Consider the following 17,645-nt stretch of genomic DNA (forward strand, 5'->3'; position numbering starts at 1 on the left):
AGGGTTATCAAAGCTCTTATGTGGTCGTTTAATATCCCATCAAACATACAACCCTCCAAATCTATCACTATAGGTTAGATAAAGTCGCAGATCAAATTCAAACTGATGGTATGCCGGTTCGATATGGGTGCAAAGTTTGTAGAACGCTTTATTATGTGCTTTCTCTTTCATATGTGCCAATTCATGTGTCACTATCATCCGTAAAAAAGATTCAGGGACTTTTTTAAAAACATGTGAGATACGTATCTCATTTTTGGCTTTAAGCTTCCCTCCTTGTACACGTGATACAAAGGTATGTGTTCCAAGCGAAGCGTGGATATCACGTATCTTCGGATCATAAAGTACTTTGGAAATAGGTGAAGCATTGCGCATGTGGGTATTTTTGAGTTCCTGTACATAACTGTAAAGACTTTTATCGGTAGTATAGTCATGTGTTTTGGGATATTTTGAGAGAAGATACTCTCCGAGTTTATTTTGATCTATGAGGGTTTGCACCTGTACTTTTAACTGGGTATCGTAACCATTAAGGTATTTTAGCATGAAGAATTATATCTCTTTTGAGTTAATTTTAGATACTATAACAGTATGATATTTGATAATTTAGATACACTGCCTACAACGTTTGGAAGTAAAAGAAAGCCCCCTGCAGTACAACGTAACTACCGTTCAAACATGATGCTCAATCCACTTAACCTCAAGCATTTAAACCGCATAGATGAGCATGATGCAGATATGATAACCCTCAACCTTGAAGATGCCATTGCACCCTCACGTAAAAAAGAAGCCCTGCAGAACATCGCTTTCTTCCTCTCATACATGGAACACTCGAACTCCTTCATCATCGTGCGTACCAACCCTTTAGATGAAGGTGGAGCAGAAGAGATAGCATTTTTGAATGATTTTGGCTTTGATGCAGTGCGTGTGGCCAAGGTAAAAAACCAAACTGAGATAGCTCAGGCTCTTGCACTTCTCAGCGCAGATAAAGAGTTGCATATTTCACTGGAGACAAAAGAAGCCTTTGAAAAGTTAAGTACATTGCGTATAGATGAACGCCTTACCACAGCGAACCTGGGTATTTTGGATCTTCTTACTTCACTTGATTTACCCCAGTCATTAGTGACACTGGATAATCCAACCATAGACTACATTCTCTCAAAGTTTTTAGTAGATGCAAAAACTGCAGGTATACACCCCATCTCATTTATGTTCCAGGAGTACAATGACACAGAAACCTTTAGAGCCTGGTGTGAACGAGAAAAGATGATGGGTTTTGAAACCAAAGCATGTATGGGTCCGAAACAGGTCCAGGTAGCCAATGAAATATTTAGTAAGAACAGCTATGAAATAGAAAGGGCTTTGCATATTAAAGAAGCTTTTGAAACCCATACTGCAGAAGGCATCAATGGATTCATGGATGATAAATACGGATTTATAGACGAACCGATCTATCGTGACAGCCTATTGGTTCTCAATAATAGTTAAGGGTAACAATTGAGATTTATTAAACTGTTATTGCTTACACTTCTTTTACCTTATTTTCTAGTTGCAAATGATGATCGTCCTCCTGTTCCTTATGATTTTCTAGCCAAAAAAGAGGTCAAAAACTTTATCAATATGATGGTTAAAAAACATCATTTCACACGCAGCTATATGACTGATGTACTGGAAAGTGCAAAACTTGATCGTGACACACTCGCCCGATATACAGGAAAATATAAAGTAGGTACCACCAATGGTCCATGGGAACGATACAAGGCACATGTTCTTGATCCTGTCAGTCTAGACAAAGCGAAACAGTTTAAAAAGAGATATTATCAGACATTGCTAAAGGCAAGTAGACAATATCAGGTTGACATGGGTTACATTGTTGGATTTATAGGAGTGGAAAGCAAGTTTGGAGAATATAGTGGAGACTACAATGTATTAGATGCTTTGAGCACCCTCGCCTTTCATAAAAACCGTATGAAAAAGTTTTTCAAGTCTGAGTTTGAACATCTCTTTTTAATGGCTAGAGAACAAGGCTATGATATCACAAAACTGCAGGGTTCTTTTGCCGGAGCCATGGGTATGGTACAACAAGTGCCTTCTGTATTCAGAAAGTATGGTATGGACTATAATCGTGACGGGAAAAAGGACCCATGGGATTTGGAAGATGCCATTGGAATCATAGCAAAGTTTATGCAGAAAAACGGTTGGAGAAAAGGTGCACCTGTTGCTGTACCAAGTAAATTTAAAGGAAAACGCTATACGAAGCTTAAAACAAGTCACAGACGAACATTACCATTGAGCACTATAATAAAACATGGTATTACGCCTTTAAAGCCTTTTAATGAGCCTAAAGCCTATCTGCTTAAAAATCGTAACCTTAGCCATGATGATATCTGGCTAGGCGCAAAAAACTTCCGTGTACTTACACGTTATAATAATTCAACAAGCTATGGTATGGCCATACACCTCATTGCTGAAGAAGTCAAGTAAAAATATATTTTTCCTCAAAAGTAATTCTAGGGATTGACTCCTCGAAATAAAACCCTTGAAAGACATCACAGTCTATCTTGATTAGAAAAACAAGCTGTTCAAATGTTTCCACGCCTTCAGCCACAATATTCAGATCAAAATTCTTTGCTATTGAGATAATGGTGCTGATCATTTTCTTATCATCTTTACTGTCATTCAAATGTAATATGAACGATTTATCTATTTTTACTTCATCTATAGGTAACACTTTTAAATAACTAAGTGAAGAATACCCTGTGCCAAAGTCATCAATGGAAAATGAAATACCGACTTTTTTTAATCTATTCATCACACTAATCACTTTTTTCATATCTTCTGCGAAGACATGCTCGGTGATCTCAAAATATATTATTTGTTCATTCTCTTTTTTCGGAAAATAGATTTTGATCAAATTATCTACTTCATCTACAAATGTGTCACATAACAGTTGTCTCATACTAATATTTAGCGAAATAGATTTTAATTTCTTACCTTTTTGGTTCCATCTATTTACACTTTTAAATGTTTCTTTTAGCACATAGCTACCCACCTCTAAAATCAATCCTGTATTTTCTGCTATGGGTATGAACTCTTCTGGATCAACTACACCTAACTCATAATCATACCATCTGATGAGGGATTCACAACCTACAAGTTTTTCATCTTTATCAAACTGCGGCTGATAAAATACATCTATTTTATTTTCTTTTAATGCATAATGAAGTTTCTGTTCTATAAGAAGATGTCTTTCAACCCTCTGTGCAAGATCTTTATTAAATACTATAACCCCATCTCGTCCTTGGGCCTTTGCTTCATACATAGCTATATCTACTTCTCTAATAAAATTTGAACTATACATAAATGAAGGGTCAATTTTATGTACTCCAATGCTTGCACTGATATGAAGATGATGACCATCAATAATATAAGGTTTTCGAATGACATTTAGCAATCCCTCTGCAAAACTACATGCAGGATCCCTATTAAATTCGTCTTCATTTAACTCTTTGCTTATCAGGATAAACTCATCACCACCTAAACGTGCCACCATATGTGTATCTTTTACATACCGTTTAAGACGTTCGGAGACGTCTATCAATAACTTATCGCCAATATCGTGTCCCAGCGAGTCATTAATGGTTTTAAAATGATCCAGATCTATCAGGAATATACATGCAGTTTTATGGTTCACTGCCAATCTTTCATTCAAAGACTCCATATACTCCATAAAATACCGTCGGTTATAGAGCCCCGTCAAGATGTCATGTTGGGCTTGGGAATAATTCTTCTGAAGTAATTGATTTGTATTATAGGAGGCATACAATAACACAGACAAAAATATAAGAGAAAAAATGGACAAAACGTATCCATACCATGTATCGATAAGTGCAAAATAGATGGTCAAAGGCAACATCAAAGTAACTAAAATAGGGACAAATAATTTTTTATCAGAAATAAGCAGGGTTGATGCTACAACAGAAGCACCCAACTGTGTAAAAATGGCTATATAATGTAAATGATACTCATCATGTCCGACATACATCACAAATATCAATGACCAGGAAGAAAAAATGACATACATGAACCATGTAAGTTTTCTATACCATTTTCTTAAATGGTCTTCATCCATTTTATGTGTAGCAAATTCTTTATAAAGTCTCCACCCATAATATGAAGTACATAACAATATACCATACCATACTAATGCGGGACCAGCAATATTAAAAATCCAACCAACTATGACATAAACAAGCCCTGGTATAAGGGAAAGCCCAACCATTACAAGAATTTGTTTCTGAAGAAAAGTATAATATTTTTGATGCTTCATACATCTATTATATAATAATTTTGATATTTATTATATAAGTATGACTTTTATCTTAATCCTCAAAAATTATAATATCATATGAACTTTTCGTAACCAATGCTTTGCTTGAATGTACAGAACCATGACGGTTTACTTTACTCAGTTCTTCACGTAATTGGTCTATCTCTTTTTGCATTTCATCTATCTGTTCTTTAAGCTGCAGAACAATATCAACCCCCGCAAGGTTCACACCCATTTGACGTGTTAATCGTAAAATGAGTTTCATACGTTCAATATCACGCTGCGAATAAAGACGCATGCGCCCCTGAGTACGTGAAGGTTCAACCAAACCTTCACGTTCATACTGTCTCAATGTTTGGGGATGTATGTCTAACATGGTAGCTACTACAGAGATTAGGTACACGGGTTCGTCATAACTATGCATATAAAATCCTTTAGAGTTTTGCTTCGATCATCGCTTTTAGTTCATCATCCAATGTCTCTACATCAGGTAAAACCACATTGGCAACAAGATACAAGTCACCTTTTAATGCTGTTTTTCTGTCAGCGACACCTTTACCTTTTAGCCTGAATTTCTGACCATTCTTCGTATTCTTAGGTACTTTGAGTGAAACCTCTTTTTCTGGTGTATCTATGGCGATCTTACCTCCAAAAAGTGCTTCTTTCAAAGGAACATCAAATGTTTTATAGAGGTTATCACCTTTTCTTTCATACTCATCCGAAGCTGCAACTTCTACCTGTATAAGAAGGTCTCCTACATGTCCTTGGTATTGTTTACCTTTACCGCGTACACGCATGGTTTCACCGCTTTTAATGCCTGCCGGGATCTTAATGTCAAAATTCTGACCATTGGCAGAAACATTGTGTTTACCGCCATTGATCGCCACCATAAAAGGTACGGTGATACGTGCTTGCATATCGAGGTCAGGAGCACCAAACCCGCCAAAACCGCCTTGCGCTCCACCAAAACCGCCACCGAAGCCACCACCGCCTCCACCGAACATTTGTCTGAGTATCTCATCGAGGTCAACACCTCCGCCTTGTCTCTGTGCAAAATCATGGAAATTCTGTCCCCCGAACATTTGATCACCAAATTGGTCATATTGCGCTTTCTTCTCTGGATCTGAGAGTACTTCATAGGCTGCATTGATCTCTTTGAACTTCTCTACAGCACTCTCTTCTTTGTTAATATCCGGGTGGTATTTTCTTGCGAGTTTTCTATAAGATTTTTTAATTTCGTCGGCAGAAGCGTTTTCACTGACACCGAGCGTTTCATATAAACTTTTTGACATAGTATTCCTAAAATAATGGTTTTCTTTATTTTAAAAAATTATATCAGAAAAGTTTAGTCAATGTCAATCAAGTTGGATGAAATTATGGTTGATATGGTACTGTTTTATAGCCTTCATGTATCATCTTCATAATGCCACCTTTGAGGTTAGTGACCTTATAGCCTAGCCTGTCTGATAAAAATTCAGAAACAATACCCGTACGACTGCCTACTCTACATATGAGTGCAAAGGGCTCATCTTTCTTAACAACCATATCTAATTGTTTCAAAAAAGTCTCAACATTGAAATTGCCTTTTTCATCAAAAAACATAATGGTATAAGAACCTTTTACGATCCCTGTTTCTCTCCACTCTGCAGGAGTACGAATATCGATGATCTTTATATTTTTTTCAGCAAACTGAGGTGTTGCCCACACTTGCGTTAACTCTGCCATCAATGATGCTGTCATAAGGCATACACCTATAAATAGTTTCTTCATCTCTATTCCTTATAGTAATGATAATATGAGTTAAATCTTTTACATTATAACCAATTACAGTAAAGTAATCGTAGATTTCACACCCTTTAGAGTACAATACATGATGAATTTTATAACGATTAATGACATACACTTACCAGAACTCAACATTTACCATCAGTTCAGAGACAATGCTTTTACCTCTGACAACAGCTTTGTAGCTGACAGCCCCAAAGTAGTAAACTTGCTTCTAGAGACAGATATCCGTGTCAGAAGTATCCTGGCTACACAAGAGTATTATGATACTTACTCACATCTTATCAAAGAGAAAAATATTCCTCAACTTTTTGTCGCAAGCAAAGCCCTGATGCAAGAGATTGTAGGGCACAAGATACACCATAATGTAATGATGCATGGCACACGTCCGGAACCAACACCACTGGATGAACTTGATGACCAAATCATTATGCTAGATGAGATAAGTTCTACACAAAATATAGGCTCCATCGCACGCTCTGCTGCTGCAATAGGCATAAACTCATACCTATTGCCTGCACATGGACCACACCCCTACTCCAGACGGGCACTTAGAGTCTCCATGGGACATATCAGTATGCTCAAAACACATTTATATGATGATATACATGAGACTATCATGACACTCAAAGAAAATGGCTACCGCATCTATGCCGCAGAGGTCACGCATGACTCCACACCTCTTGCCTCTGTCAAAGTCGTAGATAAATGGGTACTGCTTATGGGTCATGAAGGTTCAGGCTTGTCAGATGACATATTGGATCAGTGTGATGAAGTGGTCACCATAGAGATGACAGAAGGTGTGAAGAGCTTTAACGTAGGAGTTGCCGCTTCCATTATGATGTATCAATTTAAACAAAGAGTTAACCATAATTAGTATTAATAGTTATAAATAAGTTTAAAAACCATTGTAAGTTAATTCTATTTTTGATATACTCAAAATATATTAAAAAAAAGGGGTATATCATGAAACGTATATTATTGTATCTAAGTGTGGCTCTTGCATTGGCAGGGTGTACAACTAAAGAGGATTTTGTTTTATTCCACGAAACAAATATAAGTGAACCAAATGCGGAAAAACAGGTAATTGACTTAACCAGTGTTGCCAAATATGAATATAAGATCCAACCACATGATAGGATTTCTATTACAATGTACAATCATCCTGAACTTGGTACAACAAGTGCTGCGAGTCAAAGACAAGATACCACAGGTGTATTAGTTGATGCAAATGGGTATGTGAGACTACCACTTGTTAAAAATGTACATGTTGCCGGACTTTCTCAAAGAGCAGCACAACAAAAGATAGAAAAAGCCTATTCTGCTTTTCTTGAAGATGCAGAACTCTATTTGGAAGTGCTAAACAAAAGAGCCTACATTCTAGGAGAAGTACGTAAACCTGGTGAAGTTATGCTATTTAATGAGAAAACTACACTTTTACAATTGTTAGCTAAAGCAGGTGACTTGACAGATTCTGCTAACAGACATGCGATCGTTATTTTGAAAAATAGATACAATAAAGTCTATACAGAGACTGTTGACCTAACAGGTACAAACTCCATCAAATTAGCCAACCTAATGATCTATCCTAACGACATAGTTTATGTAGCTCCAAATGATATAAAATCTATCAATGTTGGTATCAGTGAAACTAATCCAGGACTACAACTCATAGGAAATATCATACAACCAGCTGTTCAGGTTAAATACTTAAATGATTAATTAGAGAAGATAATAGATGCAGCAGACCGATATAAAGAGAAGTGATCAAATGCATAATGAGAATGAATTTGATTTAAGGGAAATATTTGACACTTTTCTATATTACAAATGGTCGATTTTAATTATTACATTCTTAACAGTGATAATGGCTGCTACTAAACTTTATTTCAAGCCTAATATTTACAGTTCATCAGCTGTCATTGAAGTCAAATCCGTTGCCGGTGGAACACAAGGTGGCAATGTACCTGGTAGCGACTTTTTAGGTCAAGCCTTCACTGCTTTTGGTAGTTCAAATGTAAATAAAGATATAGAGATCTTAAAAACTTTTCATGTCAATAATCCTGTACTCAATAAAGTAAACTTTCATACACGATATTTTGTAGATAAAGGGTTTAAACAAGTTGAAATTTATAGCAATGTTCCGATAAAAGTAAAAAATGTGACTATTTTTAATACAAAAATTCTAGGGCATCAACTTAAAGTCATCCCTGTAAAAGATGGCTATCATCTTCAAGTCGATAATACCTTGAAAAATAAAATGTTACATTTACTATTTGACAAAGAAATTATTGAGTTGGATGATCAACAAATACTTCCTTATGGTGAACCTATCAAAAATGCCTATTTTGAATTAACAGTTGAAAAAAAATATACGATAGACCAACCTATTTATGTTATCCTCAACAGTAATAACAGAGGAATATATGAAAGTATAAAAAATAATCTTATGATTACCCAAATCAATCAAGATGCACCATTAATAAATATTACTTATGCTGATACTATTCGTGTAAGAGCGGATACCTATGTTAATGAGCTTGCTGAAAGTTTCATACTTCAAAGTGTAGCTGAGAAAACCAAAGGCAATGACAGAATCATAGACTTTATTGATGAACAGCTCAAAGAAATAAAAAGGAAACTAGATGATTCTGAAAAAAAATTGGAAAACTACAGAATAGAAAATAAAGCGATTGATCCGAAATTACAGGGTGCAACATATATTGAGGAATTAAGTAAGATTGATATTGAAGTCTCACAAAATGAACTCAAAGAAATGTTAATGAAAAACCTTCTTGCCTTTATAAAAAAAGGTGAAAATCTTGATGCAATGGCTCCACTGTTGATGGAATTGAATGATCCATCTACACTAGCTCTTATTACCAAGCTACAAGAAGCGCAGATTAAAGAAGAAGGATTACGGGCGGAGTATTCTTCTAAACATCCTGGGTTAATTGCCGTGCGAAAACAGATCAAATATATTATAAAAAAACTTATATTAAATGTTCAAAATTTAAAGTCAAGTATGTTACATAGAAATAGAAATCTTGCAAAATTAAAAAGATCTTATGATAAAAACATTGAATCACTTCCAACACAAGAGAGAATTCTCATTAATCTACAGAGAAACTATGAAGTAAATGCAGAAACCTATAAATATCTTCTTAGAAAAAAATCTGAAAATGAAATGCTTAAAGTGGCAATACTCTCAGACTATAGGATTATAGACCGTGCATATAGCAGTTGGAAGCCTATTGCTCCAAAACGAGCTCTTTTTCTAATTGTATTTCTTTTTCTTGGTATAATACTAGGTGTTATTCAAGCCTTTTTACGTAATTTTATGAATAACAAGATCCAAAATAAAAATGATATCGAAAACCTGACTACATTACCAATTTATGGTATTCTTCCTACATTAACACAAAAAGTGATTCAACTTGAAGTCTTCAAAGATACAAGGTCACCTTTTGCAGAGAGTTATCGAAACTTACGTACAAATTTACAATTTGCCCGGAAAGAAAACCAAGCTAATGTTGTTTTAGTAACTTCAACAATTTCTGGAGAAGGGAAAAGTACTACTGTAGCGAATTTAGGTGCAATTTTTCAAATGGCAGATTTAAAAACCATAGTTGTCAATCTAGACTTAAGAAAGCCTACACTTCATCATTATTTTAATGTACGTAATAATACTGGTATGAGTACCTATTTGAGTGGGAAAAGCAGGATTGAAGATATTATTCAGTCAAGTGAATATAAAAATTTAGACATTATTTCCTCCGGTCCTGTTCCGCCTAATCCCTCAGAACTTATTCTTACCGATAAATTAAATGAATTAATGGATACGTTAAAAGAGGAATATGATTATATCTTTATAGACAGTGCTCCACTAGGTCTAGTAACAGACACGATGCATCTCATGCAATATGCCGATCTAAATCTCATTGTTTTTCGTGAGAATTATGCGAAGAAATCATTTGTTACAGACTTAAATAGTCTAGTAGAAAAACATGATCTTAAACATATAGGTTTAGTGATCAATTCCGTAGATGCATCTTCAGGCTCATATGGCTATGGGTATGGATATGGATATGGATATGGTACAAGTGATGAAAGTCAGAAAAAAAATAAAATTATAGAGTTTTTTAGAAAGAATTTTAAATAGATTTCCTAAATCTTAAGTTCTGATTTTGAAATCCCATTACCGTAGCCTTTTTATGAATTAAATAACGTCCTTCATACCTTTTACGGTATAGATGGTAAATGAAAATACTAAAAGAAGCCCGAATAATTATTTAAACAACATTTATCAGTATCACTTATATTCTCAATGACGTCGTTTTAGCCGCTGATCAAATAAATTTAAGTATATAGAAAACAACAATATAAATAGAAGCAAAGAAAGAAAATCACTTGCTTGACTTACCTGATATCCTATAATCGAAAATATCATTTGCATCATAGCCAAGATTATGACTGTATAGCGGATATCTCCTTTAACATTAAACAAAAAATGGTGCATGTGATTTTTATCTGCATGGAATGGTGATCTATGACGTCGCATACGTCGTATCATTACGATAAAAGTATCTAATATAGGTAATGCAACAATAAACAAAATAGATACAGGCGTAATGTACTGCGCCGAGTGTATACCTAAAATCGCTATCACCATTCCTAATGAGAGTGAACCGCTATCACCCATAAATACTTTTGCAGGGTTCCAATTAAACAACAAAAATGCGAGAAGTGTTACGATAAAAAATGACGATAATGAAATGATGAACTCGTCATGATATTCTAAACCTATTGCCAAAAAAGTAACAAGTATCACGATAGAGATAGATGCGGCCAAACCATCTAATCCATCCATTAAATTCAAGGCATTGGTATACCCTGCTATAGCAAAAAAAGTAAAAGGGAAGACCAACCAAACTGGTAAGATCATTTCATAACCAAAATAAGTTCCCAATGAAAATATAGCAACATCATGAAGATATAATATGATTGAAGAAAAAAAGATAAAGATAAATTTTATTATCGGTGAAATATTTTTCAAATCATCCCACACCCCTGCTATAAAGACTACAGCAATAGCTGCATAAATATAATAGTATGTTTTTAAATACTCAAGATCAAATAGAAACAGTGTAATAAATACAGCCAGAATAAAAGAAATACCCGCACCTCTTGGTATAGGTTTTTTGTGTACACTTCTTTCATTTGGAATATCAATCAACCCTACCTTCTTAGCAAAAATCATGAGTATCAACATACCTGCTAAAGAAATTAAAAAAATACTATTTAATAATGAAATCTCCATAAATAAATCCTTTACATTATTCCATCTTCTGCTATAGTTATAATACTATAATTTGTAGATACTACAAAATATAGTATTTTATTGTATACATGAAATTTCATAAATATATCAGAGTAAATCCTAGTGCAACAAGTGCTGAATACTTTTGGTCTCTTTTTCTCTTGAAAGTCGTGAAATTACTAGCAATGGTGGTTTTACATGCAGTCCTGACAGTAAACACTTTGATATAATGTTTTTATTGATGATAGCATTGGGACTTTTCTAGCACTTCTTTAGAAGAAAATTTATCAAATAATCTCTTCTTTTCCTAAAATAAACATCCAATACGGATCAGCTCTATGAGCTGATCCGTATTTTAATTCTTCTAGATATCACTACCTCTCAACTTAAATCTCATCAAAACAAAAAGTTTAATATCGTATTTCATCAAATAAATTGATCATAAATATCAAGATAGATATATTATCATTTTATATTTTTTTCAGTTTAATTATGTATTATTGCACTATGACTATGACTTAAGATATTATTTTATCATAATTTATAGTAATAAAAGTATTGGGCCAAACCTGTTGTGAAGCAGGGACGGAAAGCTTCAGGTCTTTTGAAAAAAAGATAGCTGGGTTGCATTTATTTAGATACATCGTATCTCAAACGATAGTTTTAAATAAATTATAACTTTTATATAAAGTTTATAATCCTAATCTTAATAAAAATTCAGGCATATGGGTAATATTGAGGTAACACTCTTTTAATATAATTCCCATCAAGTTAGTGAGAAAAGCCAAACCTATTGTGAAGTAGGGACGGAAAGCCAAGGGTCTCATAAATAATAATGAGATAGCCTAGTTGCCTTTGTTAAATACAAAGTAATGCTATATATTATAGTGGTCTAAACCGTTCTTCATAGAAACATCCTTTCTATTTCTTCATAACTAATTTTCTTCACAACACCACGTCCATAAAAGAAGGAAATTTTAAACAATGTTTAGACTTAACAATATCAAACAAAACGTACTCATACTCTCATGTGCAACTTTACTTGTAGGTTGTGGCGGTGGAGGAACAAGTACTTCAACGGATTCAACTTCAACAGATATCACTACAACCTCAATAGCAAAAGTAGTGAAGATTGATATCATTGTCACAGCTACAGAAGATTCTGCTACCATCGAGTGGAATCCTTATGGATATACTACAAAATTAGTAGAGTATGGTACAAGTAATAAGTATGGTTCAGTAGTTGCAGTACAAGAAGAAGGCACTGTTACCTTATCAAATTTACAGGCCAATACAGAATATCACTATAGAACAGTCTCCGAAGATGAGAGAGGTAGACTGATTGTAAGTAATGATAACACATTTACAACACTTGCAAGTACACAACCGATCGTAACTGATCCCGTTCCGACAGATCCAATTGTGACAGATCCAGTTGTAACTGACCCTATCGTAACAGATCCTGTTCCAACTGATCCAATCGTAACTGAACCAGTGCCAACTGAACCAATCGTAACTGAACCAGTGCCAACTGAACCAATCGTAACTGAACCAGTGCCAACTGAACCAATCGTAACTGAACCAGTGCCAACTGAACCAATCGCTGAAGAGACTCAAGCTCTCTGTCTAGAAGGTGATGCAAAAATTGAAGGTCATATTACGGATAAAGATACTGGAGTAGGATTAGTAGGTATTCAAGTCAATATAGGTGGCTGCATAACAACAACTGATGCTCAAGGTGATTATATACTAACGAATATAGCTGCAACTGATAAAGCAGTTGTCACGTTTAATGCCGACGGTTACTATAAAAACAGTACGATCATTCAAATAGATGCTGCATCCCCAAATTACACAGTTGTTGAAATGGATAAATATATTAGCCACTGGACGTATGACAGCCAAATTGTAGTTACTGGAGCCCATATCGATATACCTTCCGGTATTTATATCAATCATGATGGAAGTCCATATATTGGACAGGTCACTACTGGATTATCTTATCGTACCAGTACAGAAAAAAGTACCGACATAACATTCCCTGGAGAATATAAAGGGCAAGACAGTTATGGGAGCATCGTTCCTTTCGTCTCTTACGGTTTTATGGTAGTGGATCTGCAAGATGAAGCTGGCAATCCAATAAGTGTATCTGAAGATATGACTTTAATATTTGAAGCTACAGGGGCAACAGAAAACATTATCCCACTTTGGTACTATGATTATGCACAAGGAATGTGGATAGAAGAAGGTTATGCGACTCGTCTGGCAGATGGAACATACGAAGGTACCGTTTCCCACCCAGGGACCTGGAGTCTCAACCAACCTATCGAAGAAGCCTCGGGTATCTATACAGATCGTATCCTCTACCCAGATGGAACACCTGTCAAAAACCTAAGGGTACATGCTGTTGGTGACAACTGGATCAGTACCGATCTTAGTACCGATGAGAACGGTATGTTTGAAATTGAAGTAATACCAGGTCATGCGTTCACATTAGAATCATATCACTACACTGATAAATACAGTGCTGCATACAATGGTTTGATAGCTGCTGTAGCTCCAGGTGAAATAGTTGATAACTCTAGCTTATAATTATAAAACAAGCAAGTAATACTGTAGTAATACTCTTATACTAGAATTTGACCACTGGAAAAAGCCAAACTTGTTGTGAAACAAGGACGGAAAGCTTAGGACCTCAATGAATGAGATGGCCGGGCTGCCTATATGCTCCGTTTTAGAGAAGTACATTCTCAAATGTTTCACAACACACTTTTATCATATTTATAAAGAAAAAGGTAATACAAATGTACTTATACAAAAAAACACTGAGCATCTTTATGGTGATGCTTGTAACTTTATTCACTGGATGTGGAGGAGGAAGTGGAAATTCATCTATAGAAACAGAAGATTATTACACCGATTACACTATATATACTGATCGTATCATCGATACTGATAAGAAAGCGGTACCAAACCTAAGAGTGGATGCTATTAGTGACAACTGGATCAGAACCGATCTTTCTACTAATGAGAATGGTGAATTTGAAATTGAAGTAATACCTGGAGAAATGTTCACATTACAAGTATATGACTACGATAAAAATACTTATGCCACATATTCTGGTAAAATAATAGTAGATGCTGCAGGCAATATTGCCTATAAAATTTAATTAAAGAAAGGATTGAATTATGAAAAAAATACTTTTACTCTCGTTTACCTCACTTACAATGCTTATGGCAGATTTTACATTAGAAGGAAGCAAATTAACTCCTGTTGTAACAGAAACAACACCGTACGAACAGCCAACTTCGGATGCGAGTACTTCTAGTGAATATCTGGAACCAATAACCCTACCTGCATGTGATGCAAATAATCCAGAAGTACAGTTTATCACAAGTAATACTGACTGGAGTACAATAAATAATAGCAGTAAAAGAATTTTTTGTGTCTCTCCTGGGGACTATAGATCACTTGGAAATATTAACTTGACTGCAAGTGGTACATCTGAAAAGAGACGCTATATCATTCTTAACAACGGAAATGACTTGCATCCAGGAAAACTACTTAGTACACAAGTAGCAAACTATGCACTTACTTTTAATGGTGCGAATTACTGGATAGTGGATAGAGCTGCAGCTATCGAAAATAATCTTATAAGTTCATTTTTGTTTAACGCGACTTCATCATATAATATTCTTAATAGAGCTTTTACCCATGAAATAATTACTTCAGTACAGTTAAAAAGAGATGCGAATAATAATACGATACAGAACTGTAGATTTCAGAATATGACACATGCAGGACGTTTACTCGATAATCCAACCATATCTTTTAAAGATTGGAGCTCAACAGTATTTTCTATTAAAAATACTAAAATAATTAACAATGAGATAGTAAATTCAAACGATGGTATACAGACTGTTATTCCCATGACACCAGAGGTTACGGCGAATGTTGAAGGTACAATTATTGATAATAATCATATCTACATAGACTCTTCTATATATACTGATGGAAATGGTAACTATACTCCTAGTGGAACTTATGCTTTTGCTGAAAATGCAATAGATTTAAAAATAGGCTCTTTAAATGCACAAAACCCTATTATCATTACAAACAACCACATGTGGGGGTATAGAAAATCAGATAATTCATCAGGTAGTTACTTAAGTGACTTCGGTGCTGCTGTTGGTTATCATTACGGAATCGGTAATATAATACTTAACAACAATGTAATATTTGACTCAAATGTAGGTATTAGTGGTGGTGACTCTTTGTTTGCCGATTATGCCATTTATGATGGTGAAATGAAAAATAACTTGCTATATGAATGTGGAGCAGTTGATGGTATGACTGGCTCGTATTATTCCCTAAGTATAGCTGGAGCAAACAATATAGATATGCGCTTCAACACTATAGTAAATGCCAATGGAACAGCATATGCCAGATTTTGGTATAATTCAAGTGGCACAGTGTGGACTGACAATAACATAATTAATTCTCCTACAAACATTATATTGGAAGGCAACTCAGGGGGAACATATTCACCTAATAATAATTATGCTATAGGAACTACCGATTATGTATTTACAACTGATAAATTTACGAACAGTCCAAGAGCCATTACACTCATAAACGCATCAATAAATAATTAACACCTACTGTCTTTATTTGAGACTTAATATAAAATTTTGGGGTTAAATTATTGATTTTCAGAGCTGACTCTATTACATCAATAATTTTTAACTTCAAAAATTTAATTAAAACCCTATGAATATTAATTAAGATTCATAGGAAAGAGTACCCTCTCCCCCTCAAGAGAATTAATTGTGTTTTGTATCATTGACTTTTTATGGTTTCTAAATTTTAATAATAAATACAATTTTTCGAACTAAATGATTAAAGATAAGGCACATGATAATCAGTTTTTCTTTGTTCACTACAAAAGAGAAAATATATGATACTGTAATTTTATATATCCTTATACTAAGATTTAAGGAACATGACAATTGACTTATTCGTTCATATCTACTTAAGAAACGTGCATTTATTAATGTTTCAAAAAAGAAATCATAATAATTTAGAACAAGATAAAACACAAATACAATGATGTTATAATATAGAAAGCCCAGATAAAGTATTAATTAAAAAGATAGCACTTATACTAAGAATTAGTGCTTTAAAATGCCTGACAATGTTAAAGAATAAATAATTGTTTTATTATCCAACCTTTCCAATGCATGGCCTGAAAACAATATCTCTTCATTGTTAATCGCTCCGATGGGAAATTTAAATCTTCCATATTGGAAATATTTCGGATTTAATGAATCTTTTTTCCCTTTATAGAGTTCTTTCCATTGATATCCATCATTACTAAACCAAATATATGAGTATATGTCATGATTCACTTCAGATGGCTCTACTGCTGTAGATATGGCAGCATATTCATCTGAATTAACAGATGAGAGGACTGACCCCTGAAGCTCCTGCAGACAATGCTCTTTCCCATTCTTTCTATCTAACCTGTAAATATAGTTTTTGTCATATTCAGTATCAGTCCCATAAATGATAAAATCTTTAAAAAACAATAACTGAACTGCCCGATACTTCTGCCCTCCATGTTTAAAAATTTTTACTGTTTCAAAACTATCATTAGTATAACCAATGATACATTCACCATCTAAATCACCTGTCGCAAACCACAACAAATCCTCATATTTGTCATAGAATATACCATGCACATGTCGTATAGTACTTTTAGGGAAAGTATGGCATATCGTCCAAGTTTTTCCCGAATCTATTGACTTGAAAATATGTACTTCTTCTCTATCAGGGTTACTAAGATATTCTCCAAAATAGAGGTATCCTTTACTGTCCTCACACATATTCAAAGGTCGTGTTCCTCTGCTTACATTAAAAGTTTTTCTATAGATTTTTTCATTTTTTTGAGCAACAAAAATACCCTTTTTACCTATGGCTACCCTACTTCCATCCTGCAGTATAAGAAGATATGTAATTTCTGTCCGAAATAGTCTTGCCAACAACCTACTTGTATTAGCAATCAAACTATACTTAAGATCTTCTATCTTACCATCAATTTCCCATGACTTTCCGCCATCAAAACTTTTAAATATTTTGTAACCTTTAGCCGCATAAATGACATTATTGCAAATATTTAAGGCACAATAGCCTGATAATATTTTATTATTTGGCAT

Annotated in this window: 15 protein-coding genes and 3 riboswitches; of the genes, 8 read left to right on the forward strand and 7 right to left on the reverse strand. The window is 34.5% G+C overall.

What is annotated here, in order from left to right; all coding sequences use genetic code 11:
• Positions 1–39: 39 nt before the first annotated feature.
• Positions 40–540: a YgjP-like metallopeptidase domain-containing protein gene (locus tag LDM93_RS04820; RefSeq protein WP_223890975.1), complete on the reverse strand. Its 501-nt coding sequence runs from the start codon at positions 538–540 to the stop codon at positions 40–42.
• A 45-nt stretch (positions 541–585) separates the two neighbouring features.
• Between LDM93_RS04820 and LDM93_RS04825 the strand changes: the two genes are divergently transcribed.
• Complete coding sequence (locus LDM93_RS04825) at positions 586–1,482, forward strand: CoA ester lyase (protein WP_223890977.1); 897 nt, start codon at positions 586–588, stop codon at positions 1,480–1,482.
• Positions 1,483–1,491: 9 nt separating this feature from the next.
• Positions 1,492–2,478, forward strand: a complete 987-nt coding sequence (locus tag LDM93_RS04830; protein ID WP_223890978.1) for a lytic transglycosylase domain-containing protein — start codon at positions 1,492–1,494, stop codon at positions 2,476–2,478.
• On the opposite strand, the gene LDM93_RS04835 is transcribed toward LDM93_RS04830, so the two are convergent.
• The 4 genes from LDM93_RS04835 to LDM93_RS04850 all read right to left on the reverse strand — a co-directional run bounded on the left by LDM93_RS04835 (position 2,471) and on the right by LDM93_RS04850 (position 6,094).
• The gene (locus LDM93_RS04835; protein WP_223890980.1) at positions 2,471–4,324 is read right to left on the reverse strand and encodes an EAL domain-containing protein; all 1,854 of its coding nucleotides are present in this window, start codon (positions 4,322–4,324) and stop codon (positions 2,471–2,473) included. The two genes, LDM93_RS04830 and LDM93_RS04835, sit on opposite strands and share 8 nt — an antisense overlap.
• A 52-nt stretch (positions 4,325–4,376) precedes the next feature.
• The gene (locus LDM93_RS04840; protein ID WP_223890982.1) at positions 4,377–4,748 is read right to left on the reverse strand and encodes a heat shock protein transcriptional repressor HspR; all 372 of its coding nucleotides are present in this window, start codon (positions 4,746–4,748) and stop codon (positions 4,377–4,379) included.
• A gap of 10 nt (positions 4,749–4,758) precedes the next feature.
• Complete coding sequence (locus LDM93_RS04845; RefSeq protein WP_223890983.1) at positions 4,759–5,616, reverse strand: DnaJ C-terminal domain-containing protein; 858 nt, start codon at positions 5,614–5,616, stop codon at positions 4,759–4,761.
• A gap of 82 nt (positions 5,617–5,698) precedes the next feature.
• Positions 5,699–6,094, reverse strand: a complete 396-nt coding sequence (locus LDM93_RS04850; protein WP_223890984.1) for a rhodanese-like domain-containing protein — start codon at positions 6,092–6,094, stop codon at positions 5,699–5,701.
• Positions 6,095–6,194: 100 nt separating this feature from the next.
• Between LDM93_RS04850 and LDM93_RS04855 the strand changes: the two genes are divergently transcribed.
• The 3 genes from LDM93_RS04855 to LDM93_RS04865 all read left to right on the forward strand — a co-directional run bounded on the left by LDM93_RS04855 (position 6,195) and on the right by LDM93_RS04865 (position 10,271).
• Positions 6,195–6,986: an RNA methyltransferase gene (locus tag LDM93_RS04855; RefSeq protein WP_223890985.1), complete on the forward strand. Its 792-nt coding sequence runs from the start codon at positions 6,195–6,197 to the stop codon at positions 6,984–6,986.
• Between the two features lie 89 nt (positions 6,987–7,075).
• Positions 7,076–7,831 carry a polysaccharide biosynthesis/export family protein gene (locus LDM93_RS04860; RefSeq protein WP_223890986.1) on the forward strand — a complete coding sequence of 252 codons (756 nt, stop codon included), beginning with the start codon at positions 7,076–7,078 and terminating at the stop codon, positions 7,829–7,831.
• Between the two features lie 16 nt (positions 7,832–7,847).
• On the forward strand, positions 7,848–10,271 hold the full coding sequence (locus LDM93_RS04865) for a polysaccharide biosynthesis tyrosine autokinase (protein WP_223890987.1): 2,424 nt from the start codon (positions 7,848–7,850) through the stop codon (positions 10,269–10,271).
• Positions 10,272–10,433: 162 nt separating this feature from the next.
• Here LDM93_RS04865 and LDM93_RS04870 read toward each other — a convergent pair whose 3' ends face one another.
• Positions 10,434–11,429 (reverse strand): glycosyltransferase family 4 protein, encoded by a 996-nt coding sequence (locus LDM93_RS04870; protein WP_223890988.1) that lies wholly within the window; start codon positions 11,427–11,429, stop codon positions 10,434–10,436.
• A 552-nt stretch (positions 11,430–11,981) separates the two neighbouring features.
• Positions 11,982–12,061, forward strand: a riboswitch (cyclic di-GMP riboswitch).
• A 141-nt stretch (positions 12,062–12,202) separates the two neighbouring features.
• Positions 12,203–12,286, forward strand: a riboswitch (cyclic di-GMP riboswitch).
• A gap of 127 nt (positions 12,287–12,413) precedes the next feature.
• On the opposite strand from LDM93_RS04870, the gene LDM93_RS04875 reads away from it, so the two are divergent.
• From LDM93_RS04875 to LDM93_RS04885, 3 genes are all read left to right on the forward strand, one after another.
• Positions 12,414–14,021 carry a fibronectin type III domain-containing protein gene (locus tag LDM93_RS04875; RefSeq protein ID WP_223890989.1) on the forward strand — a complete coding sequence of 536 codons (1,608 nt, stop codon included), beginning with the start codon at positions 12,414–12,416 and terminating at the stop codon, positions 14,019–14,021.
• A gap of 53 nt (positions 14,022–14,074) precedes the next feature.
• A riboswitch (cyclic di-GMP riboswitch) is annotated at positions 14,075–14,153 on the forward strand.
• Between the two features lie 80 nt (positions 14,154–14,233).
• Entirely contained in the window at positions 14,234–14,599 is a 366-nt protein-coding gene (locus LDM93_RS04880; RefSeq protein WP_223890991.1) for a hypothetical protein, read from the forward strand.
• Positions 14,600–14,618: 19 nt separating this feature from the next.
• Complete coding sequence (locus tag LDM93_RS04885; protein ID WP_223890993.1) at positions 14,619–16,085, forward strand: hypothetical protein; 1,467 nt, start codon at positions 14,619–14,621, stop codon at positions 16,083–16,085.
• 516 nt (positions 16,086–16,601) lie between these two features.
• Here the strand turns inward: LDM93_RS04885 and LDM93_RS04890 are convergent.
• A complete protein-coding gene (locus LDM93_RS04890) occupies positions 16,602–17,645 on the reverse strand; it encodes a hypothetical protein (protein ID WP_223890995.1) in 1,044 nt (347 codons plus the stop codon).

This window comes from Sulfurovum sp. TSL6 (assembly GCF_019972115.1).
In the GTDB taxonomy this organism is placed as follows: Bacteria; Campylobacterota; Campylobacteria; order Campylobacterales; family Sulfurovaceae; genus Sulfurovum.